Consider the following 24,878-nt stretch of genomic DNA (forward strand, 5'->3'; position numbering starts at 1 on the left):
ACCGGCGCACTGGTCGGTGCAGCCGCGGGCGGCGGTGCCGGCGGCGCGCTGGGCAACTACATGGGTAATAAAAGCGACGCTGACGATCGCCGTTACAACAATCGCGATAACCGCCGCTATTACCGCGACGACAACCGTGGCCGCGGTCATGCGTACGGTCATCGTAAAAAGAACAAACACCGTCACCATTGATACCCAACAACGGGAGCCCACAAGGCTCCCGTTTTTGTTGGTGCTCTTAAAATTGTTTCAATGCATTACGCCCGCCTGTTTAGCCGCCATCATGCAAGCTGCATGACCCCGGAAAACGGTTGGTTTTATAACTCCTTGATAAATATAGATAAAAGCTAAAACCGCAGATTGGCACAACCCCTGCAATCTCCTGAGTGAACGACACATCCAGTCACTTCAGGAGCACAACAACAATGATCGGGACAACAGAAAACTATCCCGCTGCCCTGCAAGACACCTCAGGACACTCCGGTGTTTCCTGGGCTGCCATCTTTGCCGGTGCCGCTGCTGCTGCCGCACTCTCTTTGCTGCTCCTGATGCTGGGCGCAGGATTGGGCTTTTCCGCCGTATCGCCGTGGGCGAATGAAGGCGTAGGGGCCAAGGGTCTCGGTATTACTGCCATTATCTGGCTCGCTGTTACGCAAATTATCGCTTCCGGCATGGGTGGCTATCTGGCCGGCCGTCTGCGGGTACGATGGGCCAGCCTGCACGGCGATGAAGTGTACTTTCGCGACACCGCGCACGGCTTCCTGTCATGGGCAGTCGCCACGCTGGTGACGGCCACATTGGTTGCAGGTTCGGTCAGCAGCGTAATTGGTAGCGGTGTGCAAGCCGGGGCCAGTGTTGCCTCGGGTGCCGCTACGGCCATGAGCAGTGCCGCCGGTAGCGCCGCAGGTAACCAAGCGAATAAAGGTGCGGGCAATGGCACTGATTACTTCATCGACACGCTGTTTCGCGATGATCGCGGCACCGCAGTCAGTGAAGACGCTGCCCACGGCATCGTGACCCGCATCTTTGTGCGCAGCCTGGGTAACGATGGCCAACTGAGCAACGAAGACCGTACCTACCTGGCGCAGATCGTCGCTCAACGTACCAACTTGAGCCAGCCAGAAGCTGAGCAACGGGTTGATCAGGTCTACACCAAAGCTCATCAGGCCATCGAAGACGCTAAAGTCAAAGCCAAGGAAGCCGCCGACACCGCAGCTAAAGTTGCCGCCTGGACCACCTTGTGGATGTTTATCACCCTGTTGATTGGCGCGTTCTTCGCCAGCCTGTGCGCCACCTTCGGCGGTCGTCGCCGCGATGCAGTGACGTACGTTGATCACACCACGACTACCGTTCGTTAATTCTGGAGAATAAAAATGCGCTCACTTCTGCTGCTGTTTCTCGGTATTCCAATTCCGATCATCATCCTGATTGCGTTGTTTGTTCATTGATCAAACCGTAATCAACCCAGAACGGCCTTCTCTTGAAGGCCGTTTTTTTTTGCCGGCTAAACAGGCAGGCAGGTGGTGGATTTAATTTCGGACAGCGCCACGATCGAATTCACCTCTTGAATGCCGGGAACCATAGAAAGCTTCTCGAAGAAAAACCGCTCATACGCTTCAATGTCCGCCGTGACGATACGCAGTAGAAAATCCACCGCACCCATCAACACATAACACTCCAGCACTTCAGGAAAGCCGCGGATGGCGTCGGTGAATTCAGTGAAGTTGGAGCGGCCGTGGGCATTGAGTTTTACCTCGGCGAAGATCTGCGTGTTGAGGCCGATTTTCTTGCGGTCGAGCAAGGTTACCTGCCCGCGAATGATGCCTTCGTCTTTCATGCGCTGAATGCGCCGCCAACAGGGAGACTGCGACAACCCCACCTTTTCGGCAATTTGCGCACTGGACAATGAAGCGTCCTCTTGCAGCAACGCTAAAATATGCCGGTCATAAGCATCCAGATCGCCTTGCATAAAAACACCTTTAATTTATCTATGTGCGACTTGAGCAAGTCTTAATTTCGTTGAAAAACCGCATTTTAGATAAAAAATTTCCCACGCGACGTGTAAATATTTCCCGACCCAATCAGGAGTTATCGCATGCCGCCTCTGGAAGCTGTCCACCCCACACTGCGCCCCGACGTTTGGTCTATCAACGCCGCTCCCTGCGCAGTGTTCTTCCATATTCACGCGCAAGCTGAAGCCGATGTGCTGTGCCGGGTGCTCAACCTGTTTGCCTTACAGCAACTGGTGCCTCAGCAAGTCGATGTGGTGCGCGATCAGGACACATTGAGCATTGAAATTCTGAGCGATGAACAAAGCTGGCATCGCGCCCAGGTGATAGGTGAAAAACTGCGCAATCTGGTCAGTGTATTCAGCCTGGAACTGCAACAGGTCCCCGCCGCCAAGGCACCGGTGCGACAACTTTTGGGGTAATACCTGGCAACGAATCGCCAGCGAGGTGTTATCACGCTGCATCTAGGCTTTGCAGCTCCGCCCGGACAAGGACCTGTCCGGGCACGTGCTTGCAGGAGCGTTTATGCACACCGCCCCACCTCATGATCAGTGGCTGGACCTCACCTACATTCTCCCTCTGTTGCTCACTCAGGGTCGCGTTCATCACGAATGTGCCGAACTGGCCCTGATCCGTAGCCGCGCAGCCCTCCAGAAGAGCGCACACCCTCTGGTATTTCTGGCCGGCCAGCAGCTCAGTGACCCCAGTCGCCCCGGCAAAACCCTCGATATTGAAACCCTCACCGCCTGGCTTTCCCATCAGTGCCACTTGCCTTATTTGCGCATCGACCCGCTCAAAATTGATGTGAAAACCGTCACCGGGCTGATGTCGTTTGCCTTTGCTCAACGGCATCAGATCCTTGTGGTGGCGACCGATGAGCACAGCGTCACCATTGCGTGCACACAGCCGTGGGTGCGCAGTTGGGAGGCAGACCTCAAACAGGTGCTCAAACGACCTGTCAGGCGAGTCATGGCCAACCCACTGGAGATTCAGCGCCTAACCGTGGAGTTTTACGCCTTGGCAAAGTCGGTGACGGGTGCAGCGTTGAATGATCAAAAAAACAGCAGCCAATCCCACCGTGAACAACTGCTCACCCTCAGTGCCAGCCAGCAAGAGGCTGATGCGAACGATGCACACATTGTGAACATCGTGAATTGGCTTTTTCAGTACGCTTTTGAACAACGCGCCAGCGACATTCATATCGAGCCGCGTCGAGAGCAAGGGTGCATGCGCTTTCGTATCGACGGCGCGCTGCATGACGTTTACCCGTTCTCGCCACAGGTCACGATGGCAATTGTGAGCCGCCTGAAAACCCTGGGGCGCATGAACGTTGCCGAAAAACGCAGACCGCAAGACGGCCGCTTGAAAACCAGAACCCCGGCCGGAACGGAAGTTGAATTGCGACTTTCCACATTGCCCACTGCCTTTGGCGAAAAACTGGTCATGCGTATTTTCGACCCTAAAGTGCTGCTCAAAACCTTCGACCAGCTGGGTTTTGGCGCTGATGACCTGCGGCGCTGGGAACACATGACCCGTCAAACCAGCGGTATTATTTTGATTACCGGCCCTACCGGCTCAGGCAAAACCAGCACCCTCTATGCAACCCTCAAGCAACTGGCCACGCCGCAGGTCAACTTGTGCACCCTGGAAGACCCGATCGAGATGATTGAACCGGCCTTTAATCAAATGCAGGTGCAATCCACTATCGACCTGACATTCGCCAATGGTCTGCGCGCCTTACTGCGTCAGGACCCGGACATCATCATGCTCGGTGAAATACGGGATCTGGAAACGGCCGAAATGGCGATTCAAGCCGCGCTGACCGGCCATTTGGTGCTATCCACCCTGCACACCAACGATGCGCCGAGTGCGATCAACCGCTTGCAAGAGCTCGGTATTGCGCCCTATCTCATAAAAGCGACGCTGCTCGGTGTCATGGCCCAACGGCTGGTTAAAACCCTGTGCCCGGATTGCAAGGCCCAAGAGCCCTTGACGCAAACCGACTGGCAGAGCTTCGCCGCCGACTGGCCCACCTCGGCCCCCGCGCACACCTGTCGTGCACAAGGCTGTCAGGAATGCCGGGGCAGCGGTTACAGCGGGCGAGCGGGGGTTTACGAGATCATGGTGATGAGTGACCGCCTACGCGCCCTGATTGGCCCGCAAACCGATGTAAACGCCCTTCGTCGCGAAGCCTGCGCTGAAGGCATGCAACCGTTGAGATGGGCGGCGGCCAGCAAGGTGGTCGCGGGCCAGACGTCAATGGAAGAAGCGTTACGTGTGACACCCGAATCAGGCTCACAACGGCCCAGTAATATTTAGGACGATGGCGGGTAGACAGCGGAACTAGACTGACCTATGGAGTATCAAACACTTCATATAACTTATTCGGAGTCACCGTTATGCGCCTCAAATATGCTGTCGCCGCTATCGCCCTGTTGTCCCTTCCTGTTGGCTCAGCCATGGCCGACACATTCTGGCGTAATGTGTTGTCTTCGGGTGCCACAACAGGGTCCACGTACCTGACCTTCAAAAAAGACCGTAAAGTCATTGCCGCCCAGGATGATGCGGGCAGCTTTGTCGCCAGCAATGGCTCGATTCGTGGCCCGTACCTCGAATCAGCCATGCAACAAGTGCGCGCTGATAACCCGCAGTTGAATGTGAGCGACATGGACTTAGCCAACGCCATTCTGGCTAAAAACGCTACAGCGGAGTAACCCTCCCGGCTCCCGTAATGACCCAATCTCGCCCACGCCACGACGCGGTTATTACGGGAGGCTGACCAGCCATTCAGCCCCCATACAGAATTTTCACCCGATGTGAGTCACGCTCTGGGTATGATCTGAACCTGTGTTCCCATACCTATTCACATCGGACGTCTTGCCGCTATGAGCTCACTGCCTTTCCTGCCGTTTTCCAAACCCACTATTGATGAAGCCACCATTGCTGCCGTGGGCGACGTATTGCGCTCAGGCTGGATCACCAGCGGGCCAAAGGTTCAGGCATTCGAAGCCAAACTCTCCGAGTATTTTGGTGGTCGCCCGGTGCGCACTTTCAACTCCGGCACCTGCACGATGGAAATTGCGCTGCGCATCGCGGGCATCGGTGCTGGGGACGAAGTCATCACCACCTCTATTTCATGGGTGGCCACAGCCAATGTGATTCTCGAAGTCGGCGCCACCCCTGTATTTGCCGATATAGACCCGGTGACTCGCAATATTGACCTGACAAAAGTCGAGGCGGCCATCACGCCACGTACCAAGGCCATCATCCCGGTCTATCTGTCGGGCTTGCCGGTGGACATGGACGCACTCTACGCACTGGCCAAAAAACACAATCTGCGGGTGGTCGAAGATGCTGCTCAAGCCTTGGGCTCCAGCTGGAACGGCCAGCGCATAGGCGCACGCGGTGACTTTGTGTCGTTCAGTTTTCAGGCCAACAAAAACATCACTTCATCTGAAGGCGGTTGTTTGGTTCTGAATAATGACGAGGAAGCGCGTCTGGCCGAGAAGTACCGCCTGCAAGGCGTTACCCGCAGTGGCTTTGATGGCCTGGACGTCGATGTGCTGGGGGGCAAATTCAATATGACGGACATTGCGGCCGCCATTGGTCTGGGCCAGTTTGCCCACATTGAAGCCATTACGGCGCATCGTCGGGCGTTGGCCAAACACTACTTCGACTGTTTCGGCCCGGAGTTTGAGGCTGAGTACGGCGCGCAACTGCCCGTGGCTGACTTCAATAACACCAACTGGCATTTGTTCCAGCTCGTGTTACCCGAGCGCAAAGACGGCGAACCGGCCCGTGCCACCTTCATGAAAGAGATGCAGGCGCTCGGCGTGGGCGTGGGTTATCACTACCCGCCGATTCACTTGTTGAGCTTGTATCGCGCGCAAGGTTTTGGCGAAGGCATGCTGCCGATTTCCGAACGGGTCGGCCGCTTGATCGTATCGCTGCCAATGTTTACGGCCATGACCAAAGCCGACGTAGAGCGTTCGGTGGCGGCGGTGAAAGCGGTATTGAAAGACGCCTAAACTACATCTCCCGTAGCAGCTGCCGAAGGCTGCGTCCGGCGACACCGTCGTCGTAAAACCTGAGATCACGGTCTATCAACAAAGCCGTGAACACAGAATTTACGATTGCTGCGCGACCGAACGCCGCCTGCGGCAGCTGCTACAGCAGTGGTTTACTCGCCGATAGCGGCTTTATAACCGGCAGCGTCCAGCAGTTTTTCCAGTTCAGCGGTGTCGCTTGGCTTGAGTTTGAAAATCCAGTGAGTGTACGGGTCTTCGTTCAGGCCTTCCGGGCTGTCAGCCAGGGCGTCGTTGACCGCAATCACTTCGCCCGACACTGGCGCGTAGATGTCCGAGGCAGCTTTTACCGACTCCACGACGCCTGCCGTATCGCCAGCGGCAAATACTTTGCCGACTTCAGCCAGCTCAACAAACACCACATCCCCCAAGGCTTCCTGAGCGTGATCGCTAATGCCCACGGTCACCGTGCCGTCAGCTTCCAGGCGGGCCCACTCGTGACTTTCGGCAAAGCGCAGGTCGGCAGGGATATTGCTCATATTCAGTGTCCTCAAAAGGGATTGTCAGCGGCTTGCACAGGGTGCAAGCCTGCCAGAAAAGGTTAGATCAAGGCTTTGCCAAGACGAACAAAAGTCGGTTTAACCACGCGAACCGGATACCACTTACCCCGAATTTCGACCTCGGCACGGTCAGCCGTAGCGGTCGGAACTCGCGCCAACGCAATCGATTTGCTTAGCGTAGGAGAGAAACTACCACTGGTGATCTCCCCTTCGCCAATCCCCGCGATCCGAACGACCTGATGCGCACGCAACACACCACGCTCTTCAAGCACCAAACCCACCAGTTTGAGGGGCACGCCGCCCGCTTTTTCAGCCTCCAGCGCTGCGCGCCCAATAAACTGGCGCGATTGCGGTTCCCACGCGATGGTCCACGCCATATTGGCGGAAAGTGGCGAGACAGACAGGTGAATATCCTGTCCATAGAAGTTCATGCCAGCCTCAAGACGCAACGTATCGCGAGCGCCCAGGCCAATGGGGGAGATACCGGCGCCCACCAGATCGTTGAAGAACGCCGGAGCCTGGTCAGCCGGGAGCAGAATTTCCAGGCCATCTTCACCGGTATAGCCGGTGCGGGCGATAAACCAGTCGCCGCAGCTTTGCCCTTCGAAGGGCTTGAGTTGCTGGATAAGTTGGCCACGGGCCTGACTCACCAGCTCGGCGACTTTGTGTCGGGCTTGCGGGCCTTGTATGGCCAGCAACGCCAGCTCGGGCCGCTCCAGCAGTTGCACGGCATAACCTTGAGCCTGAGCCGACATCCAGGCCAGATCCTGTTCGCGGGTGGCGGCATTGACCACTAGCCGATAACCCGCAGGCATCAGGTAGACAATCATGTCGTCTACCACGCCGCCCTGCTCGTTGAGCATGGCGCTATAGAGTGCGCGGCCGGGCGTGTTCAAACGGTCGACATCGTTGGCCAACAAATGCTGTAGCCATTCCTTGGCCTGATCCCCGATGACGTCAATCACGGTCATATGCGAGACATCAAAAACCCCACAGTCGCGGCGCACCTCGTGGTGTTCCTCAACTTGCGAGCCGTAATGCAGGGGCATATCCCAACCGCCAAAATCGACCATTTTCGCGCCTAGGGCGAGATGCAGGTCATACAGAGGCGTACGCTGTCCCATGGGTTTCTCCTTCCGGGCGTGGCGAAGGTGCGGACAGGCGTGTTAAACAATTCAGATCTCAGACAGGGACCTTGATGCGTTTAACAGAGAACCCGGCCTGACAGACAAACCGCACCGAATGCGGCGCATTGTAGCCGCATGGGCCAGCACTGGCACCTAACCGTTGCGATGGGCGGAGCGACGAATTAATCCGATGACCGGGAGCAGACCGACCAGCACCAACGTCAGCGCAGGCAAAGAAGCCCGCGCCCATTCACCTTCACTGGTCATCTCAAAAATGCGCACCGCCAGCGTATCCCAACCAAATGGACGCATCAGCAGGGTTGCAGGCATCTCTTTGAGCACATCGACAAACACCAACAACGCGGCGCTCAAGGTGCCAGGCAGTAATAACGGCAGATACACTTTGAAAAAAAGTCGTGGACCGCTGACGCCCAAACTCCGGGCAGCCTCAGGCAATGAAGGACGAATGCGCGCCAGACTGCTTTCAAGCGGGCCATAGGCCACCGCGATAAAGCGCACCAGATACGCCAGCAGCAAGGCTGACAGGCTGCCGAGCAAGAGCGGCTTGCCCGCCCCACCCAACCAGCCCGACAGTGGAATCACCAGCTCACGATCCAGATAGCTGAAAGCCAGCATGATGGAGACCGCCAGCACTGAACCCGGCAGGGCATAGCCCAGATTCGCCAGACTGACCCCGGCGCGGATCGCAGGAGTGGGAGCCTGACGGCGGGCAAACGCCAGCACCAATGCAACGCTGACCGTGATCAACGCGGCCATGGCACCTAAATACAAGGTATGCACGATCAGCCCGGTGTAACGCTCATCCAGGTCAAAGCGTCCGCGCTGCCAGAACCACACCACCAGTTGCAGCATGGGAATCACAAATGCACAGGCAAAGACCAGCAAGCACCAACCGCTGGCCAACCATGCTTTGGGACCACGCAAGTGATACAACGCCTTGACCCGTGGACGCTCGTTGCTGGCCCGGCTGGCACCCCGTGCGCGGCGTTCGCCGTACAGCACCACCATGACCACCAGCAACAACAAACTGGCCAATTGCGCAGCCGTCGACAGGCTGAAGAATCCGTACCAGGTTTTGTAGATGGCGGTGGTAAAGGTGTCGAAATTAAACACCGACACCGCGCCGAAATCAGCAAGGGTTTCCATCAAGGCCAGAGCCACACCCGCCCCAATCGCCGGGCGGGCCATCGGCAAGGCGACTCTCCAGAACGCTTGCCACGGGCTTTGGCCCAGCACGCGAGCGGCTTCCATCAAACCTTTGCCCTGGGCGAGAAATGCCGTACGCGCCAGCAGGTAAACGTAGGGATAGAACACCAGAATCAGCACGATGATCACGCCGCCGGTGGACCGCACCCTCGGCAGGCGCAGGCCCATGCCAAACCATTCACGCAGCAGGGTCTGCACGGGCCCGGCAAAATCCAGCAGGCCGACAAAAACAAACGCCAGCACATAGGCCGGGATCGCGAAGGGCAGCATCAGCGCCCAGTCCAGCCAACGCCTGCCGGGGAATTCGCACAAGCTGGTCAACCACGCGAGGCTGACACCCAGCAGCGTCACGCCAATACCGACCCCGACGATCAACGTCAGGGTATTGCCCAGCAAACGCGGCATTTGCGTGTCCCAGAGGTGGCTCCAGATCTGCGTGTCGATACTTTGCCAGGAGAGCAACAGGACGCTTAGCGGTAACAGCACTAGAGCAGCAATGGTAAAAACCAGCGGATACCAGCGACGTTGGGCAGGATGGGCCACAAAAAACTCTCGAAAAGTGGTGAATGCAGCCCTCACCCTAGCCCTCTCCCAAAGGGAGAGGGAACTGATTTGAGGTGTATCGAAGATCTGCTTTAGTCCCCTCTCCCTCCGGGAGAGGGCTAGAGTGAGGGGCTTTTGATTAATTCCAGCCCGCACGATCCATCATGCGTATCGCTTCAGCTTGCCGCTTGCCAGCCACTTCAACCGGCAGTGCATCGGCCTTGAAAGTGCCCCAGCTGGCCACTTCGGCCGAAGGCGCAACCGCGGGGTTAGCTGGAAATTCCTGATTGGTACCGGCAAAAATCGCCTGAGCTTCAGGCGTGGTCATCCATTCCACCAGCGCCTTGGCGGCTTCAGGATGCGGTGCGTATTTGGTCAAACCGATTCCCGACAAGTTGACGTGCACCCCACGGTCCGCCTGATTAGGCCAGAACAGTTTCACTCCCAGATCGGGCTTTTGCTTGTGCAGGCGGCCGTAGTAATAGGTATTGACGATGCCGACGTCGCATTGCCCGGCGTTGATGGCTTCAAGCACCGCAATGTCATCGGAGAACACGTCAGTGGACAGGTTATTGACCCAGCCCTTGAGAATTTGCTCGGTTTTATCCGGGCCATTAACTTCGATCATCGTGGCGGTGAGCGACTGGTTGTAGACCTTTTTAGCCGTACGAAGGCACAGGCGCCCTTCCCACTTTTCGTCGGCAAGTGCTTCGTAAGTCGACAGTTCTTCGGGTTTTACCCGGTCGGTGGCATAGGCAATGGTCCGCGCACGCAGGCTCAGGCCTGTCCACTGATGGGTCGAAGAGCGGTATTGAGGCGGGATGTTTTGATCAATCACGTCGGACTTGAGCGGCTGCAAAATGCCCATTTGTTCGGCTTGCCAAAGGTTACCGGCGTCTACGGTGAGCAACAGATCGGCGGTGGCGTTTTCGCCTTCGGCCTTGATGCGCTGCATAAGCGGCGCTTCCTTATCGGTGATGAACTTGACCTTGACCCCGGTCTTGGCGGTGTAAGCATCAAATACCGGCTTGATCAGCTCATCGATACGCGAGGAATACACCACCACTTCATCGGCAGCAGACACACTGCTCGCAAAAACGGTAAGGGCCAGGGCAGTCAGTAGACGCTTGGGTACCAGCATGGGAGGCGGTCTCTCGTGATGCGAATCGGGTGTAAATGGTAGTGAATCACATTTGCCATCTCAACCGAACTCGCCCCCGAGCCGTTACTGAATGTTACAGAAAAAGAAGAAGCGGCTTAAGCGCCACTATCACGCCTTGGCCAACGGCGGTAAATCGCCGCTCAAGCCCAGCGCTTGGCGTACGAACAAGGCTTTCGCTTCAGGCATTTTATCGACCCACTTCAAACCGGTATTGCGTACCAGCCGCGCCGTGAGCGAATCGGACTGGAACAGTCGCTCAAAACCCTCCATCGCGGCCATCAGCGCCAAATTATGCGGCATACGTCGACGCTCATAACGGCTCAGTACTCGTACATCCGCCAGACGTTCGCCACGGTCAGCTGCGTGTAGCAGCACGTCGGCCAGCACGGCGGCATCCAGAAACCCAAGATTCACGCCTTGTCCGGCCAGGGGATGAATGGTGTGCGCCGCATCGCCGATCAGGGCGAGGCCTTCAGCTACGTAACGTTTGGCATGACGCTGACGCAACGGAACGCACACCCTTGGATCAGCACTGAGCACGCTGCCCAGTCGCCCCTCAAAAGCGAATTCCAGCTCGCGGCAAAACGCCTCGTCATCCAGCGCCATTAATTGCTCAGCCTGTTCAGGCGTGGTCGACCAGACAATCGAACACCAATCTTGCTCGCCTTCGCGTTCCAAAGGCAGAAATGCCAATGGCCCGTGGTCAGTAAACCGCTGCCAGGCAGTTCGCTGATGCGTTTGCGCGCAGCGCACACTGGTCACGATGGCGTGATGCTGGTAATCCCACTCGCGAGTCTCGCAGCCGGTCAGGCGGCGCACAGCAGAGTTGGCCCCGTCGGCAGCAATGACCAGTGGCGCACGCAAGGTGCGGCCATCGGCCAAGGTCAGCAGCCAGTCGTCACCCGAGCGGCGCATTTGCTCAAGGCGCGCATTGGCCAGCATTTCAATGTCAGTCTCCTGCAAAGACTCCAGCAACGCGTCCTGTACCACTCGGTTTTCGACAATATGCCCCAGCACCTCGGCATGCACACTGGCTGCCGAAAAGTGAATCTGCCCGGTGCCGCTGCCATCCCACACATGCATGTGCGAGTACGGGCTAACACGCCGCCCAGTGATGCCGTCCCACGCACCCAGACGCTCAAGAATGCGTTGGCTGGCCGCCGATAGTGCGCTCACGCGAGGCTCGAAAGGGTCTTGGGCCGTGAAGGGTTTAACGCTCAGCGGGCTGCCATCCAGCAACAGGATGTTAAGTCCGCTGTTTTGGAGCGCCAGCGCCAGGGCGCTTCCGACCATTCCGGCCCCAACAATCAGCAAATCTGCGCGCATTTCCATGCTTTAAGCCTGTCTCGTGAGCGGCCATGACCGCATCTGAAAAAAGAGTTCGACCCGGCACTGAGTGCCGAGCGTCATCAACTGTCTGCGCGGGTGCCCAAGCCCATGGCCTGACGGGCAAACCAGCGTTTGGCAGGGGGCATCAGGTCGAGGCCCAGCAAGCCAAGGTTGCGGCCCAGCGATATCAGCGTTTGATCGCTTCCAAACAAACGCGTCACCTGGTCCGAGAAACCTATGGTCAGTTGCTGGTCCGGCGTCTGACGCTGTTGATAACTCAATAGCGTCGCCAAATCGCCGGGGGTTTTGTCGCTCGCCAACAGCACATCCGCCAACGCCTGAGCATCGCGCAGCGACAGGTTGAAGCCCTGCCCCGCAATCGGGTGCAGGCTGTGAGCCGCATTACCCAACACCGCCAGATGCGGCCGTACTTGCTCTTGCGCCTCGACCAGTGTCAGCGGGTATAAATGCCGCGCACCCACTTGTTTGAGCGTGCCCAGACGATAGCCGAACACGTCCTGCAACTCGCGCAAAAAGCTTCGCTCGTCCATCTCTGCCAGGCGTTTGGCGTCCATTCCCAGACGCGTCCACACCAATGCACAACGATTGTCGGGCAAGGGCAGCAAGGCCATCGGCCCTTCGTCGGTGAAGCGTTCAAACGCCATACCATCATGGGGTTGGCTGGGGGTGATGTTGGCAATCAGCGCGCTTTGGTCGTAAGGGCGCTTGCGCACATGGATACCCAACTGTTCGCGCAATCCCGAACGCCCGCCATCAGCCAGTACCGCAAGGTCGCAGTCGAGCGAGGTTTCGTCGTTGAGGGTCAAACGGTAGCCCGAGTCCATCGGCTGCATGTGGGTAACTTCTGCCGGACATCGCCAGCTGATCACCTCAGGGTCCAGCCCTTTCCACAAACATTGACCCAGCCAGGCGTTTTCGACCACGTAGCCCAAGGCCGGAACACCCTCTTCACGAGCGGATAAGCGGGCGGTGGAGAAGCGACCGCGATCAGAAACGTGAATATCCATGATCGGCTCGGCACGCTCGGCAATCGCCGACCACACGCCCATACGCTCATAGATAAGGCGGGCACCATAGCTGAGTGCCGAAGAGCGGGCGTCATAACTGGGCTGGTAACTGTTGCCGGGCGCAAAGGGTTCGATCAGGACGATTTTCCACCCGCGTGCCTTCGCCCCGGACTGCAACGCCAAGGCCAGGCTGGCGCCGACCAGACCGCCGCCAATGATTGCCAGACTGACACGACTCATGCTGCGCTCATCCGCGCAGAGGCCATCAAAGCTTCGATTTCAGCGACGGTTTTGGGCACATCGCCAGTCAGAATTTCACAGCCATTTTTAGTGACCACGACGTCATCCTCAATGCGTACACCAATGCCGCGCCACTTCTTGGCAACCTGCATATTGGAGGGGCTGATGTAGATACCCGGTTCTACCGTCAAGGTCATGCCGGGCTCCAGCACACGCCATTCACCGCCGACCTTGTATTCACCGACATCGTGTACATCAAGCCCCAGCCAGTGCCCGGCGCGGTGCATATAAAAGGATTTATAGGCTTCGCTGGCGATCAATTCATTAACATCGCCCTGTAACAAACCGAGTTCAACCAACCCCGCCGTGATGACCTGAACCGTGGCTTCGTGCGCCTGGTTCCAATGCTTGTTGGGTGCAATCTCGGCAAACGCGGCTTCTTGCGACGCCAGCACCAGTTCATAGATGGCTTTCTGCTCCACCGAGAACTGGCCGCTTACCGGGAACGTACGGCTGATATCGCTGGCATAGCAGTCAATCTCACAACCCGCATCTATCAACACCAGATCGCCGTCCTTGAGCAGGGCGTCGTTCTCCTGATAGTGAAGAATGCAGCTGTTATCGCCCGCAGCCACGATTGAGCCATAGGCGGGCATTTTTGCCCCGCTTTTGCGGAATTCGTAATCCAGCTCTGCTTCAAGGCTGTACTCATGCAAACCAGCCAGACTGGCCTGCATGGCACGGATGTGAGCGCGAGCCGAGATCTGCGCCGCGTGGCGCATGACTTTGATTTCAGATGCTGATTTATACAGACGCATGTCATGCAGCAGATGATCCAGCGCAACGAATTCCTCCGGTGGCTGGGCGCCCAGATCGGCCTTGGAGCGAATGCTGTTGATCCAGTCCATCAGATGGCGGTCGAAGGTCGGGTTGCTGCCCATCGCCGAATACACCCGGTCACGCCCTTCGATCAAGCCCGGCAGGATGTCGTCAATGTCAGTGATGGGGAACGCGTCATCTGCGCCAAAGTCGCGTACAGCGCCTTCTTGACCTGCGCGCAGGCCGTCCCACAGCTCTCGCTCGGGGTTGCGCTCGCGGCAAAACAGCACGTATTGCCCGTGGGCTCGACCGGGGATCAAGACGATCACGGCCTCAGGCTCAGGAAAGCCGCTCAGGTACTGGAAATTGCTGTCCTGACGGTAAAGGTATTCGACATCACGGTTGCGAATGGCCACTGGCGCAGCAGGCAATATCGCGATGCTGTTAGGCCCCATCTGCTCCATCAGTGCCTTGCGGCGACGTGTGTATTCCGATTTCGGGATATGGATCATGGGCAGACGGGTTCCCTCTTGGCGATCAATCAGTGCAGTGAAGGCTTGGCAGCCGGCGCGTCGGTTTTTTTGGTTTCAGTAAACAGCAACAACGGCGCGACACGCAGGTATTCCATTACTTCCATGTAGTCGGTTTCGCCGTCTTCGGACTCTTCCAGGGCGTCTTGCACCTGAGAAATAGCCGCCAGGTCGCGCAGCACTTCGCTGGCTTCTTCGCTCATCGCATATTCGCGACGGGTCAGACCGAAACCACTCAGGAAACCGCGGCACCACTCACCCAGCGCGGCAGCGCGCTCGGGCAGCGGAGCATCGTCGGTCGGCAACAACAGTACGACAGTCATGTCGTCACTGGTCAGTTCACCTTTGACCATCTCTTGCAAACCGATCAGGGCATTGCGTACGTTGTCCTGCGGCTCGCCGGAAAGTAGCTCGGTGGCTTCAGCCAACCAGCTATCGTTATCAAAACCGGCGCCAGCACAACTGCGGCCCAATAAATGGCCGTGCAGTTCAGCAGGCGAGACGGAATGACCGCTGGCAGTCAGCAGGGTTACAAAGGCTTGATACGGGGAATTCTGAATAGGCATGGTCAGCTAGGCGCCAAGCGGCGCTATGTCTAGAATGGAGGCCTTGTATCGTAGGGTCTGTGCCCGTTTCAATGCAAGCCGCGTCGCTGGGTCAAATTTAGCCAGGCAAGGCGCAGAGCGAAGGGAATGGTTGTTCCCTTCCGAAGCTCTGCAACACAGCCTGGCTAAATTTGACACGCGACCGGAAGGGACGAAAGCCCATGTGGCGCAGGGCGGCGTTGCTCGAAGCTTATTTGGGACAACCAAACTACGCTTCTCGCGCCTTGCCCTGCACCACGTGGGCTTTCGTCGCGGCTGCATTGAAACGGGCACAGACCCTAGCATCGGCAGACGAGCCAGACCATCAAGGCGTCAATACGGTTGGCTTTCACCCTCCATCCGAAAAACACAGTAGGACCCAATGGAAGACACTGACCTGCATGCACTGATGGCTAGACTTGAATTACTGATTGCCCGAGTCGAGCAACTTAACCGCCAAAACGGACTCTTAGTAGCTCAGGAAAAGACTTGGCGCGAGGAACGCGCGCACCTCATTGAAAAAAACGAAATCGCCCGACACAAGGTGGAATCGATGATTTCGCGCCTCAAAGCCCTGGAGCAAGACTCATGAGTTCAAGTAACAGCATTACCGTACAGATTCTCGATAAAGACTATTCGATCATGTGCCCCCAGGAAGAACGCAGCAATCTGGTGAGCGCCGCTCGATACCTGGACGGTAAAATGCGCGAAATTCGCAGCAGCGGCAAAGTGATTGGCGCCGACCGTATCGCCGTGATGGCCGCGCTGAACATCACTCACGACCTGTTGCACAAACAGGAAGTCGCTGAAGTCCAGACCAGCGGTTCCACCCGCGAACAGGTGCGTGATCTGCTTGAACGCGTTGATGTGGTGCTCGCCACCGATCCGAACGAACGTCAAAGCTGATTCAAAAGGTTTCTTTGGGGTATACTCGCGCCACTCCCTGAGGTATTCGCCAGTTAGCGATGTCCCTGAGCCGATTCGCACTACCCTGGAGCTTGCACGTTGGGCCGGTGTGCATGTCCGCTAGACGGAAAGCCTTAAGGTCTACTGCAACTTCCACCTTGAACTTTCGGGTTCAAGGGCCAAGCCGACAGCGGTACGTCGGGGAGCCTGATTTCTTTATCCATGCCAGCTTCTTGCTGGCATTGATTTTTACGAGCACCGCCCGGTGACTCGACTGTGAAGTGCCCGCCACCATGACCGAACCGGTGACACGCCCGCAACTTCGACGCCAACTGCGCAAAGCCCGCCGCGAGCTATCGCCCTGCGAGCAACGCCAAGCCGCCCGCGGCCTGTATCGGCAATTGGCGCAACACCCGCTGTTTCGCCGCGCCAGACACATTGCCCTGTACTTGCCAACAGACGGTGAAATCGACCCGCGCCTGCTGCTAAAAGAAGCTCAACGACGGGGCAAGACCACCTACCTGCCGGTGCTGAGCGCGTGGCCTAACACCAAAATGGTGTTTCAACGTATCACGCCCGGCGAGAAGCTTATGCCCAACCGCTTTCGCATTCTTGAACCGCGCATTAATAGCGCACGTCAACGCAAGGTCTGGACGCTAGACCTGGTGCTGTTGCCACTGGTTGGATTTGATGCGACGGGAGGACGGCTGGGCATGGGCGGCGGTTTTTACGACCGTAGCCTGGCTTATCTGGCGCGCCGCCAAAACTGGCGCAAGCCAACATTGCTGGGGCTGGCCCATGAGTGCCAAAAAGTCGCGAGCCTGAATCAGGCCAGCTGGGATGTACCGCTGCAAGGCACCGTCTCGGACAAACGCTGGTACGTCGCCCACTGACAGCTGAGGCATCACTCAAAAGCGATGCCCGAACCCCAAATGCTTAGCGTTTAAACGGCGGGATTTGCTGTTGCGCCAATTCAATAGGCGCGTCGGTCGAGTTAGACCAGAGGCTTTGCGCATAACCGGTTGTGACCACGCCCAAACCGAACAAAATAACCAACATCCACAGTAAATCCGGTTTGCGTTTCATCGATTGCCCCCCTTCAGGCAAATCAACACGATGACAGCAACGGTTTTTGTTATAGGCCGTGCAGCAGCGTCAAGCTTAAAATCCCGGCATTCTGAGGCAACGCGAACAGACACGCAAATGCTGACGTCAACCGACTGTCGGTTTACAAGCGCTTGCCAGACAATATGACCACGCAGCATTTAAGGAGTAGGGAAAATGGCCTATTGGTTGATGAAATCCGAGCCTGACGAGTTCTCCATCAAAGATTTGCAGAAGCTGGGCGAAGCGCGTTGGGATGGTGTTCGTAATTATCAGGCGCGCAATTTCATCCGTTCCATGGCCGTCGGTGACGAATTCTTTTTCTATCACTCCAATTGTCCACAACCCGGGATTGCCGGTGTGGGGCGGATTGTTCAGGCGGCCTATCCGGACCCCACTGCGCTTGACCCTGAAAGTCATTATTACGACCCCAAAGCGACCCCCGAGAAAAACCCGTGGAGCGCCCTGCAAGTGGCCCATGTACACACCTTCCCCAAGGTCATCACGCTCGACTACCTGAAACAGCAAACTGCACTGGCCGAGATGCCACTGGTGCAAAAAGGCAGCCGCCTTTCTGTGATGCCCGTGACACCGGAGCAATGGGCAGTGGTGATGGGATTGCTGCGTTGAGGGTTTGTAGTCGCTGCCGAAGGCTGCGATAGGGACCACAGGCTTCTTTTTGGAGCGCCCCTTCGCAGCCTTCGGCAGCGACTACAGGTTTTCTCATGTCGTCAGGCAACATCCTGTTTTAGCAACTAGGCTGTGACTTCCTTTGACTGGAATCAAATTCCTTCAGGTTTGAAATCATCAAACTAGAGCGCTCTGTGACACAGGATGTCGGCATGTCCACAAATAACCGTATCTCCCATTACTTTGTTATTCCGTTGGCAATTCTGCTGATCGCAGCAGGCGGGTTCGGTTACTGGAAGTCCCAACATGATCGCCTCCCCGAAGGCATCGCCATGGGCAACGGTCGGCTCGAATCCACCGAAGTGCAAATCGCCGCAAAAATCCCGGGCCGTCTGGCCGAAGTGTTGGTTGACGAAGGCGATCACGTCACCAAAGGCCAACTGCTGGCACGCATGGACACCCGTACCCTCGAAGCCTCTCGCGCGCAGGCACAAGCTGAAGTACAGCGAGCCCGTGAAACGCTGGCGGCCAACGAAGCCAACGTCAAACTGCGCCAGAGCGAAAAACTGCTCGCCAGTCAGGAGCTCAAGCGCATTAGCCAGTTGGCCCAGCGCGGGTTTGCCAGCGGTCAGCAGTTGGATCAACAACAGGCGAAATTCAGTACCAGCAACTCCGCCGTCGCAGCTGCGCAAGCCCAAGTCGCCGCCGCCCGAGCCGCTATCGTTTCCAGCGAAGCCCAAGTGGCGCAACTGACCAGCGAAATCGAAGACAGCAGCCTGCGTGCGCCTATTAACGGGATCATCCAGTTGCGTCTGGCTGAGCCGGGTGAAGTGCTCGGCTCGGGTGGCCGCGTCTTTATGATGATTGATCCCAGCGACCAGTACATGAACCTCTACTTGCCCGCTGCCGTGGTCGGCAAACTCACCGTCGGTGGCCAGGCCCGCATCGTTCTTGATGCCCTGCCCGATCAGCCGCTGCCGGCCAAAGTCTCATTTGTCGCCGACAAATCGCAGTTCACCCCTAAAGAGGTCGAAACCCGCGACGAACGGCAAAAATTGGTGTTCCGCGTCAAACTGCGCCTGACCGATCCCGGCGCCGTGCCGCAAGCCAAACCCGGCATGCCGGGGGCAGGCTATGTGCGAACTGCTGACGTGGACTGGCCGGCTAATCTGCAATGACCGCCCCGGCGATCAATGCCAGTGGCATCAGCCACCGGTACGGCAAGCAACAGGCACTGCTGGACGTCACTTTCAGCCTGCCCAAAGGCACGCGCTGCGGGCTGATTGGTCCCGACGGCGCGGGCAAGTCGAGCCTGCTCGGGTTGATTGCCGGGGTCAAAAAACTTCAGCAAGGCGCTCTGGAGGTATTGGGCGGCCCCATCGATGATCGTCGCCATCGCAACACACTCTATCCGCTGATCGCCTTTATGCCCCAAGGGCTGGGTGGCAACCTCTATCCAGAACTGTCGATCAGCGAAAATATCCGCTTTTTCGGCACGTTGTTCGGCCTATCAAAAGATGAATGTGAGCAGCGCATGGCACAGTTGCTCAAGGCCACCGACCTTGAGCGCTTTGCCGAGCGTCCAGCGGGCAAGCTGTCCGGCGGGATGAAGCAAAAACTCGGCCTGTGTTGCGCCTTGATCCATGAGCCCGACCTGCTGATCCTCGACGAACCCACCACCGGCGTAGACCCGCTGTCACGCCGCCGTTTCTGGGAGTTGGTCAACGATGTACGCAGCCAGCGACCTCAGCTGACCCTGCTGGTGGCCACCGCCTACATGGAAGAAGCTGAGCAATTTGAGCATTGCCTGATGCTGGATCGCGGCACCTTGATTGCCACCGGGCTGACCCAGGAGTTGGCCGCCGTATCACCCACCGGCAAGCTCGACGAAGCCTTCACCCATTTTCAGGGGGACAGCGGCCATAACAATGAACCTCTGGTGATTCCGCCGCGGGCCCATGACAACAGCGATATCGCCATTGAAGCTCACGATCTGACCCTAAAATTCGGTGATTTCACGGCCGTGAACAAGGTCAGCTTTGCCATTGGTCGCGGTGAGATATTCGGCTTTCTTGGCTCAAACGGCTGTGGCAAAACCTCCACCATGAAAGTGCTCACCGGTCTGGTGCCCGCCACCGAAGGCAGCGCCGAACTGCTGGGCAACCCGGTTAACGCCAGCGATCTGGCCACACGTAAACGCGTGGGCTTTATGTCGCAGAATTTTTCGCTGTATGGCGAACTCAGCGTGCGCCAAAACCTGGTGCTGCACGCCCAGCTGTTTGACATGGCCAAAGACGACAGTCGAACGCGCATCGAAGAACTGATTGAACGCTTCGACCTCGGCGAGGTGGCCGAACAGCAATCCGGCGAGTTGCCTCTGGGGCTGCGCCAACGTTTATCACTGGCAGTGGCGGTGTTGCATCGTCCCGAAGTGTTGATCCTTGATGAACCCACCTCCGGTGTCGACCCGGCCGCACGCGATGACTTCTGGCGCCTGCTGATCGAGTTGTCGCGTGATCAGGGGGTGACCATATTCTTGTCGACTCACTTTATGAACGAAGCCCAACGCTGTGATCGCATCTCTTTGATGCACGCCGGCAAGGTACTCGCGTGTGATACACCGTCCGCATTACAGCAGCAGTTCAAGGGCGATACGCTTGAAGCGGCTTTTGTCACTTGCCTTGAGCAAGCGCAAAACGAACAAACGCCCACCTCAACCGAAACAGCAGCTAGCCCCGTGGTGAACACACCACCGCCGCCGAGCAAAAGCGGTTTTAGCGTGACTCGTTTGTTTGCGGTGGCCAGTCGCGAAACCAAAGAGCTGTTACGCGACAAGGTGCGTATGGCGTTCGCGCTGTTAGGTGCCGTTTTCATGATGGTGATATTCGGCTACGGCATTTCGCTGGATGTAGAAAACCTCGCATTTGCCGTTTACGACCAGGACCAAAGCCCGCAAAGCCGCGCCTACCTCGAAGCCTTTCGTGGCTCTCGCTATTTTGAGGAGCACGCGCCGATCCACAGCGCCGAAGAACTGCACGAACGTCTGCAGCGCTCGGAAATCAAAATCGCCCTTGAGATTCCTCCGGGTTTTGGTCGGGATCTTTATGCCGGTCGCCAGCCTACCGTGGCCGCGTGGCTTGATGGCGGCATGCCATTTCGCGCAGAGACCAGTCGCAGTTACATTCAGGCCGTGCACCAAGCCAACCTTGAGCAAATGGCCGCCTTGAGCAGTCTGGCGCAAAACAAACAGGCGGCGGCAAAGCTCGAAACGCGGTTTCGCTATAACCAGGATGTGATCAGCGTCAACGCCATCGGCCCCGGTGTGATGGCGCTGATTCTCGCCTTTATCCCGGCGATGCTCACGGCACTCGGCATCGTGCGTGAAAAAGAGCTGGGGTCGATCACCAACTTCTACGCCACACCGCTGACGCGTCTTGAGTTCCTGCTGGGCAAACAAGCGCCCTATCTGGCGGTCAGTCTGGTCAATCTGGCGTTGCTGGTGGCGATGAATCGCTGGCTGTTTGGCGTACCGTTCAAAGGCAGCGGCGTCACTTTAGCGCTGGGCGGCTTACTGTATGTCCTGTCGACTACCAGCATGGGCTTGTTGATCTCGGCGTTCACCCGCACCCAGATTGCAGCCATTCTGGGCACCATGATCATCACCAGCCTGCCCACCATTCAGTTTTCCGGGTTGCTGGTGCCGCGCTCCTCGCTGGACGGGGCATCGGCGATGATGGGCATGTTGTTCCCGGCCGGGCATTTCCTCGATATTGCGGTGGGCACCTTCACCAAAGCGCTCGATCTTCGTCAGTTGTGGCCGCAGTGCCTGGCCCTGTTCGGGTTTTTCGTCGCGTTTACTGGGCTGAGCCTGATCATGCTCAAGAAGCAGGAGGTTTGATGCACAAGCTCACACACATCCTGCGCCTTGGCCTCAAAGAATTTATCAGCCTGCGGCACGACAATGTACTGCTGCTGTTTTTGCTTTATGCCTTCACCGTGGCGATTTATATGCCCGCGTCGAGCTCAATCATCGGCGTGCACAACGCCAGTGTTGGTTTTATTGATGAAGACCACAGCGCCCTGTCGCGCAAGCTCAGCGAGTCGCTGCTGCCTCCGGAATTCAAGGCGCCAGAAGCCTTGCCCTACGACCAGTTCGATCAGGCCATGGACAAGGGGCAGTACACGTTTGTGATCAACGTACCGGCTAACTTCCAGGCCGACCTGCTGGCGGGCCGCGAACCCAGCGTGCAGGTCAACGTTGACGCCACCGCCATGAGTCAGGCTTTTATGGGCGCGGGTTACATCGGGCAGATTTTCCAGCGAGAGCTGCTCAATTACACGGGCCAAACGGATGCCGCCGCGAACACCCCCGCGCGAATTTCGAGCCGTGCGTTATTCAACTCCAATCTGGAAGGCGGCTGGTTTTTGGCGATCATCCAGATCGTCAACAACATCACCATTCTGGCGATTGTGTTAACCGGCACAGCGCTGCTGCGCGAGCGAGAGCACGGCACCCTCGACCACTTGCTGGTGCTGCCACTGACCGCGCTGGAAATCATGCTGGCGAAAATCTGGAGCAACATGCTGGTGGTTGTGGTGTGCACCTGGATATCACTGGAAGTGATCGTGAAATGGGCGCTGGGCATACCGCTGGCAGGGTCGATGGCCTTGTTTTTGATGGTGACGGCGCTGTACCTGTTCGCCAGTACGGCCCTGGGGATATTTCTCGCCACACTCGCTCGCTCTACCCCGCAGTTCGGCTTGCTGGCGATCCCGGTGGTCATTCCGATGCTGCTGTTATCGGGCGGCAGCACCCCGTTGGACAGCATGCCTGAGTGGCTGCAATGGGTGATGCAGTGCTCGCCGTCCACCCACTTTGTCAGCTTGAGCGCCGCGATTTTGTTCCGCGGAGCGCCGGTTGAAGTGGTGTGGCCGGACTTGCTGGCACTGCTCGCCATAGGCCTGGTGTTTTTCGCCATTGCGCTGGGTCGGTTCCGCAAGAGTCCGGCGTCGTAGCGGCCGGTACGCTCTTGGTCGCAGCTTAGGCCCCCGTCTTTGAACGGCGGTAAAAACGGCTCGCAGCCTCGTGCCTCGGCAGCGACTACAGGGTGCATGACGCAGAGGCTTTGAGCGTTATTGAACAATCAAATTGTTAAACAGCAAATCGTCCACCATCGGTTTGCCGGTCTCGTCACTCATGACCTGTTGAATCTGCTTCAACGCCTCTTGGCGCAGACTTTCCTTGGCCTCAACGCTGCTCAGCGTTGCGCTGGTCTGTTGGGCAAACAACCCCACCAACTGATTACGGATCAACGGATCATTGGCCTTTACCGCTTTAGCCGCCGCATCACCTGTTACGCGCAAGGAAATATCGGCCTTGAACACCTTGAGTTTCGGACTGCCGTCCAATCCGTAATTGCCCACAAAGGGCGGGCTCAAGGTGATGTAGCTGACCTTGGCAGCGCCCTCTTCAGCCTCTTCAGCGACCGCTGCCAGCGGCAAACACAGGGCCAGCATCAATACGATCCACGCTTTCACAATTCGCTCCTTTGTTTGATTAGGCAAGCAGGCGGGATAACCGCCATTCAACAGCAGCACGACGACCACCCTTGAACGCTTCATTGGGTTATCGGCCGTTTTTTTCAGAACAATAGATGTATCTCCGGCGTTCTAAAACAGTGCTGTTTCACCGGATCAAACGGGGGTAATGATGCTATTTAGCGTGAAGAATAAAGTCCGGGCGCTTACGACAAGTCATACACAAGCACCGTTTCACCGCAGTGCCGGCACTGATACTTGTCCACCACAAAATCCTCATTGGGTCGGCCTTCGATAAACGACGCCCACTCATCGACGCTGCGCCCAAAATCATTCATCCATGACGCTTTGTTCGAGTGGCTGGCATTCGCTAAATCCTGCGCATCAGCCTGACCCAGATAGATGCAGGCATCTTTGCAGTGCACTTCCCAGCTGTGTTCCTGCCAACTGATAATCCCCGGCGTTTTGTGTTCAATAATGTCTCTGATTGTCTGACTGACATCCCCGTCTATTTCGTTAAAGACAAGGTCGAATCTTTTGGCAGCCGAACCATCAGCCACACAGGCCGGACAAATATGAACTTCATCCCCACCGTCGAGATTGGACAGTGCGACGTGATAATAAGAAGAGACCGTTGAACAGCAATCGCAAAGCATGTCTTCTTGAATAAAAGCATGATGACTATAAGGGTCAGAAAAATACTCAAAGGCAGGCAATTCTTTCATGGGTTGACCCTTCTTATTTAAATAGGCTGGCTTTCTGCCGGTGCTTTTACGCTCACCGCGCGCGCTAATAGCAACTGAACACTCTCCGGCAATTTCTCGACAAACCGGCGACTTATGGTTCGCTGACAGGTTCTCACGATGCTTTCCGTTGCCTGAGAAAGATCAAACAGTGCAATCGCCAACTCCTCGCTGGAATAGCGCTGGGCCACTAACCCGCTAATCAGTTGATAACGCGTCTTGCTGAACAACCCCAAATGCGCCAAAGGAAGATTTACCCTGCGACGCATGTGGTTTTCAATGTCGGTGTTCAGTTGGCGGCATGTCGAGGCCTCAAGATCGATGGCGCTCAACGGTTTAATTTTTTTGCCGCTGGAATCAGCGTTAAACAGCAGCGGAGCGATGACTTCAACCTGCTCGGGCCGACCTGCCCCCAATGCCCAAGGGCTAAAGCGCCACGCGCGAACAGCCTTCAAAGTCGCGCCCGCAAACTCCGGATGAGAGCTGTAGAGGATGACAGGATCAACGACGGTGCCATCAAGGTTGACCAACATCCGTACTCGTACGTCACCCTCGATGCCTAAAAGCTTCAGGTCTGTTGGGTATGTGGGTTCCAACAGATAGACAAGTGATGGCGGTGAATTGTGCCCCCAGGTATTAAACGCCATCAACAAAACTGCCAACCCCATTAAATGCTTCATCGCCGTTCTCCAGAACTTGCGGCAAGCCGCCTCGGCATCAGTACCGTGGGGACGAATACTATTAATGTGTAGCCAATTCTTTCAGGTGATGGGT

At 57.1% G+C, this 24,878-nt stretch carries 25 protein-coding genes, 1 other RNA gene and 1 pseudogene; 14 read left to right on the forward strand and 13 right to left on the reverse strand.

The genetic code is table 11. The annotated features are described in order from the left end of the window. Nucleotides 1-192 (forward strand): annotated as a pseudogene (locus GHN86_RS13320) (hypothetical protein); the annotation flags it as partial. A gap of 233 nt (nucleotides 193-425) precedes the next feature. Beyond that, complete coding sequence (locus GHN86_RS13325) at nucleotides 426-1,358, forward strand: hypothetical protein (protein WP_153380009.1); 933 nt, start codon at nucleotides 426-428, stop codon at nucleotides 1,356-1,358. 146 nt (nucleotides 1,359-1,504) lie between these two features. On the opposite strand, the gene GHN86_RS13330 is transcribed toward GHN86_RS13325, so the two are convergent. Continuing rightward, entirely contained in the window at nucleotides 1,505-1,969 is a 465-nt protein-coding gene (locus tag GHN86_RS13330) for an Lrp/AsnC family transcriptional regulator (RefSeq protein WP_153380011.1), read from the reverse strand. 126 nt (nucleotides 1,970-2,095) lie between these two features. Here GHN86_RS13330 and GHN86_RS13335 point away from each other — a divergent pair, with 126 nt between their 5' ends. The 4 genes from GHN86_RS13335 (at nucleotide 2,096) to GHN86_RS13350 (ending at nucleotide 6,037) form a co-directional block, all read left to right on the forward strand. Then, complete coding sequence (locus tag GHN86_RS13335; protein ID WP_153380013.1) at nucleotides 2,096-2,431, forward strand: hypothetical protein; 336 nt, start codon at nucleotides 2,096-2,098, stop codon at nucleotides 2,429-2,431. Nucleotides 2,432-2,534: 103 nt separating this feature from the next. Beyond that, a complete protein-coding gene (locus GHN86_RS13340; protein ID WP_153380015.1) occupies nucleotides 2,535-4,328 on the forward strand; it encodes a GspE/PulE family protein in 1,794 nt (597 codons plus the stop codon). An 80-nt stretch (nucleotides 4,329-4,408) separates the two neighbouring features. Beyond that, nucleotides 4,409-4,723 (forward strand): DUF2388 domain-containing protein, encoded by a 315-nt coding sequence (locus GHN86_RS13345; RefSeq protein WP_153386719.1) that lies wholly within the window; start codon nucleotides 4,409-4,411, stop codon nucleotides 4,721-4,723. Nucleotides 4,724-4,894: 171 nt separating this feature from the next. Continuing rightward, the gene (locus GHN86_RS13350; protein WP_153380019.1) at nucleotides 4,895-6,037 is read left to right on the forward strand and encodes a DegT/DnrJ/EryC1/StrS family aminotransferase; all 1,143 of its coding nucleotides are present in this window, start codon (nucleotides 4,895-4,897) and stop codon (nucleotides 6,035-6,037) included. 152 nt (nucleotides 6,038-6,189) lie between these two features. On the opposite strand, the gene gcvH is transcribed toward GHN86_RS13350, so the two are convergent. The 8 genes from gcvH to GHN86_RS13390 form a co-directional block, all read right to left on the reverse strand. Further along, a complete protein-coding gene (gcvH, locus tag GHN86_RS13355; RefSeq protein WP_153380021.1) occupies nucleotides 6,190-6,573 on the reverse strand; it encodes a glycine cleavage system protein GcvH in 384 nt (127 codons plus the stop codon). Between the two features lie 62 nt (nucleotides 6,574-6,635). Further along, the gene (gene gcvT / locus GHN86_RS13360) at nucleotides 6,636-7,718 is read right to left on the reverse strand and encodes a glycine cleavage system aminomethyltransferase GcvT (RefSeq protein WP_153386721.1); all 1,083 of its coding nucleotides are present in this window, start codon (nucleotides 7,716-7,718) and stop codon (nucleotides 6,636-6,638) included. A gap of 156 nt (nucleotides 7,719-7,874) precedes the next feature. Beyond that, nucleotides 7,875-9,491, reverse strand: a complete 1,617-nt coding sequence (locus GHN86_RS13365) for an iron ABC transporter permease (protein WP_323369977.1) — start codon at nucleotides 9,489-9,491, stop codon at nucleotides 7,875-7,877. A gap of 139 nt (nucleotides 9,492-9,630) precedes the next feature. After that, nucleotides 9,631-10,632 carry an extracellular solute-binding protein gene (locus GHN86_RS13370; protein WP_153380025.1) on the reverse strand — a complete coding sequence of 334 codons (1,002 nt, stop codon included), beginning with the start codon at nucleotides 10,630-10,632 and terminating at the stop codon, nucleotides 9,631-9,633. Nucleotides 10,633-10,761: 129 nt separating this feature from the next. Beyond that, nucleotides 10,762-11,979: a 2-octaprenyl-3-methyl-6-methoxy-1,4-benzoquinol hydroxylase gene (locus tag GHN86_RS13375; RefSeq protein ID WP_194286243.1), complete on the reverse strand. Its 1,218-nt coding sequence runs from the start codon at nucleotides 11,977-11,979 to the stop codon at nucleotides 10,762-10,764. Nucleotides 11,980-12,062: 83 nt separating this feature from the next. Continuing rightward, the gene (gene ubiH, locus GHN86_RS13380; RefSeq protein WP_153380029.1) at nucleotides 12,063-13,250 is read right to left on the reverse strand and encodes a 2-octaprenyl-6-methoxyphenyl hydroxylase; all 1,188 of its coding nucleotides are present in this window, start codon (nucleotides 13,248-13,250) and stop codon (nucleotides 12,063-12,065) included. Next, nucleotides 13,247-14,581 (reverse strand): Xaa-Pro aminopeptidase, encoded by a 1,335-nt coding sequence (gene pepP, locus GHN86_RS13385; RefSeq protein ID WP_153380031.1) that lies wholly within the window; start codon nucleotides 14,579-14,581, stop codon nucleotides 13,247-13,249. Before pepP ends, ubiH begins: the two co-directional genes overlap by 4 nt. A gap of 29 nt (nucleotides 14,582-14,610) precedes the next feature. After that, nucleotides 14,611-15,165: a YecA family protein gene (locus GHN86_RS13390; RefSeq protein ID WP_153380033.1), complete on the reverse strand. Its 555-nt coding sequence runs from the start codon at nucleotides 15,163-15,165 to the stop codon at nucleotides 14,611-14,613. 400 nt (nucleotides 15,166-15,565) lie between these two features. On the opposite strand from GHN86_RS13390, the gene GHN86_RS13395 reads away from it, so the two are divergent. From GHN86_RS13395 to GHN86_RS13410, 4 genes are all read left to right on the forward strand, one after another. Then, complete coding sequence (locus GHN86_RS13395; protein ID WP_122785325.1) at nucleotides 15,566-15,775, forward strand: TIGR02449 family protein; 210 nt, start codon at nucleotides 15,566-15,568, stop codon at nucleotides 15,773-15,775. After that, entirely contained in the window at nucleotides 15,772-16,089 is a 318-nt protein-coding gene (locus GHN86_RS13400) for a cell division protein ZapA (RefSeq protein ID WP_153380035.1), read from the forward strand. Before GHN86_RS13395 ends, GHN86_RS13400 begins: the two co-directional genes overlap by 4 nt. Nucleotides 16,090-16,120: 31 nt before the next feature. Next, a non-coding RNA gene (ssrS, locus tag GHN86_RS13405) (6S RNA) lies at nucleotides 16,121-16,298 on the forward strand. A gap of 84 nt (nucleotides 16,299-16,382) precedes the next feature. Continuing rightward, nucleotides 16,383-16,982, forward strand: a complete 600-nt coding sequence (locus GHN86_RS13410; protein WP_153380037.1) for a 5-formyltetrahydrofolate cyclo-ligase — start codon at nucleotides 16,383-16,385, stop codon at nucleotides 16,980-16,982. Nucleotides 16,983-17,025: 43 nt separating this feature from the next. Here the strand turns inward: GHN86_RS13410 and GHN86_RS23420 are convergent, their stop codons facing one another. Beyond that, nucleotides 17,026-17,175 carry a hypothetical protein gene (locus tag GHN86_RS23420; RefSeq protein ID WP_122785328.1) on the reverse strand — a complete coding sequence of 50 codons (150 nt, stop codon included), beginning with the start codon at nucleotides 17,173-17,175 and terminating at the stop codon, nucleotides 17,026-17,028. A gap of 195 nt (nucleotides 17,176-17,370) precedes the next feature. On the opposite strand from GHN86_RS23420, the gene GHN86_RS13415 reads away from it, so the two are divergent. The 4 genes from GHN86_RS13415 (at nucleotide 17,371) to GHN86_RS13430 (ending at nucleotide 22,839) form a co-directional block, all read left to right on the forward strand. Continuing rightward, on the forward strand, nucleotides 17,371-17,823 hold the full coding sequence (locus GHN86_RS13415) for an EVE domain-containing protein (RefSeq protein ID WP_153380039.1): 453 nt from the start codon (nucleotides 17,371-17,373) through the stop codon (nucleotides 17,821-17,823). A gap of 212 nt (nucleotides 17,824-18,035) precedes the next feature. Continuing rightward, on the forward strand, nucleotides 18,036-19,001 hold the full coding sequence (locus GHN86_RS13420) for an HlyD family secretion protein (protein WP_153380041.1): 966 nt from the start codon (nucleotides 18,036-18,038) through the stop codon (nucleotides 18,999-19,001). Next, nucleotides 18,998-21,721, forward strand: a complete 2,724-nt coding sequence (rbbA, locus tag GHN86_RS13425; protein WP_153380043.1) for a ribosome-associated ATPase/putative transporter RbbA — start codon at nucleotides 18,998-19,000, stop codon at nucleotides 21,719-21,721. Before GHN86_RS13420 ends, rbbA begins: the two co-directional genes overlap by 4 nt. Beyond that, a complete protein-coding gene (locus tag GHN86_RS13430) occupies nucleotides 21,721-22,839 on the forward strand; it encodes an ABC transporter permease (RefSeq protein ID WP_153386723.1) in 1,119 nt (372 codons plus the stop codon). Before rbbA ends, GHN86_RS13430 begins: the two co-directional genes overlap by 1 nt. Before the next feature lie 117 nt (nucleotides 22,840-22,956). On the opposite strand, the gene GHN86_RS13435 is transcribed toward GHN86_RS13430, so the two are convergent. From GHN86_RS13435 to GHN86_RS13445, 3 genes are all read right to left on the reverse strand, one after another. Beyond that, nucleotides 22,957-23,361, reverse strand: coding sequence for a flagellar basal body-associated protein FliL (locus GHN86_RS13435; protein WP_323369411.1), 405 nt, complete (start codon nucleotides 23,359-23,361; stop codon nucleotides 22,957-22,959). A 206-nt stretch (nucleotides 23,362-23,567) separates the two neighbouring features. After that, on the reverse strand, nucleotides 23,568-24,086 hold the full coding sequence (locus GHN86_RS13440; RefSeq protein ID WP_153380049.1) for a CbrC family protein: 519 nt from the start codon (nucleotides 24,084-24,086) through the stop codon (nucleotides 23,568-23,570). 17 nt (nucleotides 24,087-24,103) lie between these two features. After that, nucleotides 24,104-24,784, reverse strand: a complete 681-nt coding sequence (locus GHN86_RS13445) for an energy transducer TonB (protein ID WP_153380051.1) — start codon at nucleotides 24,782-24,784, stop codon at nucleotides 24,104-24,106. Nucleotides 24,785-24,878: the final 94 nt, after the last annotated feature.

It is taken from the genome of Pseudomonas helleri (assembly GCF_009600315.1).
GTDB classification, from domain to species: domain Bacteria; phylum Pseudomonadota; class Gammaproteobacteria; order Pseudomonadales; family Pseudomonadaceae; genus Aquipseudomonas; species Aquipseudomonas helleri_A.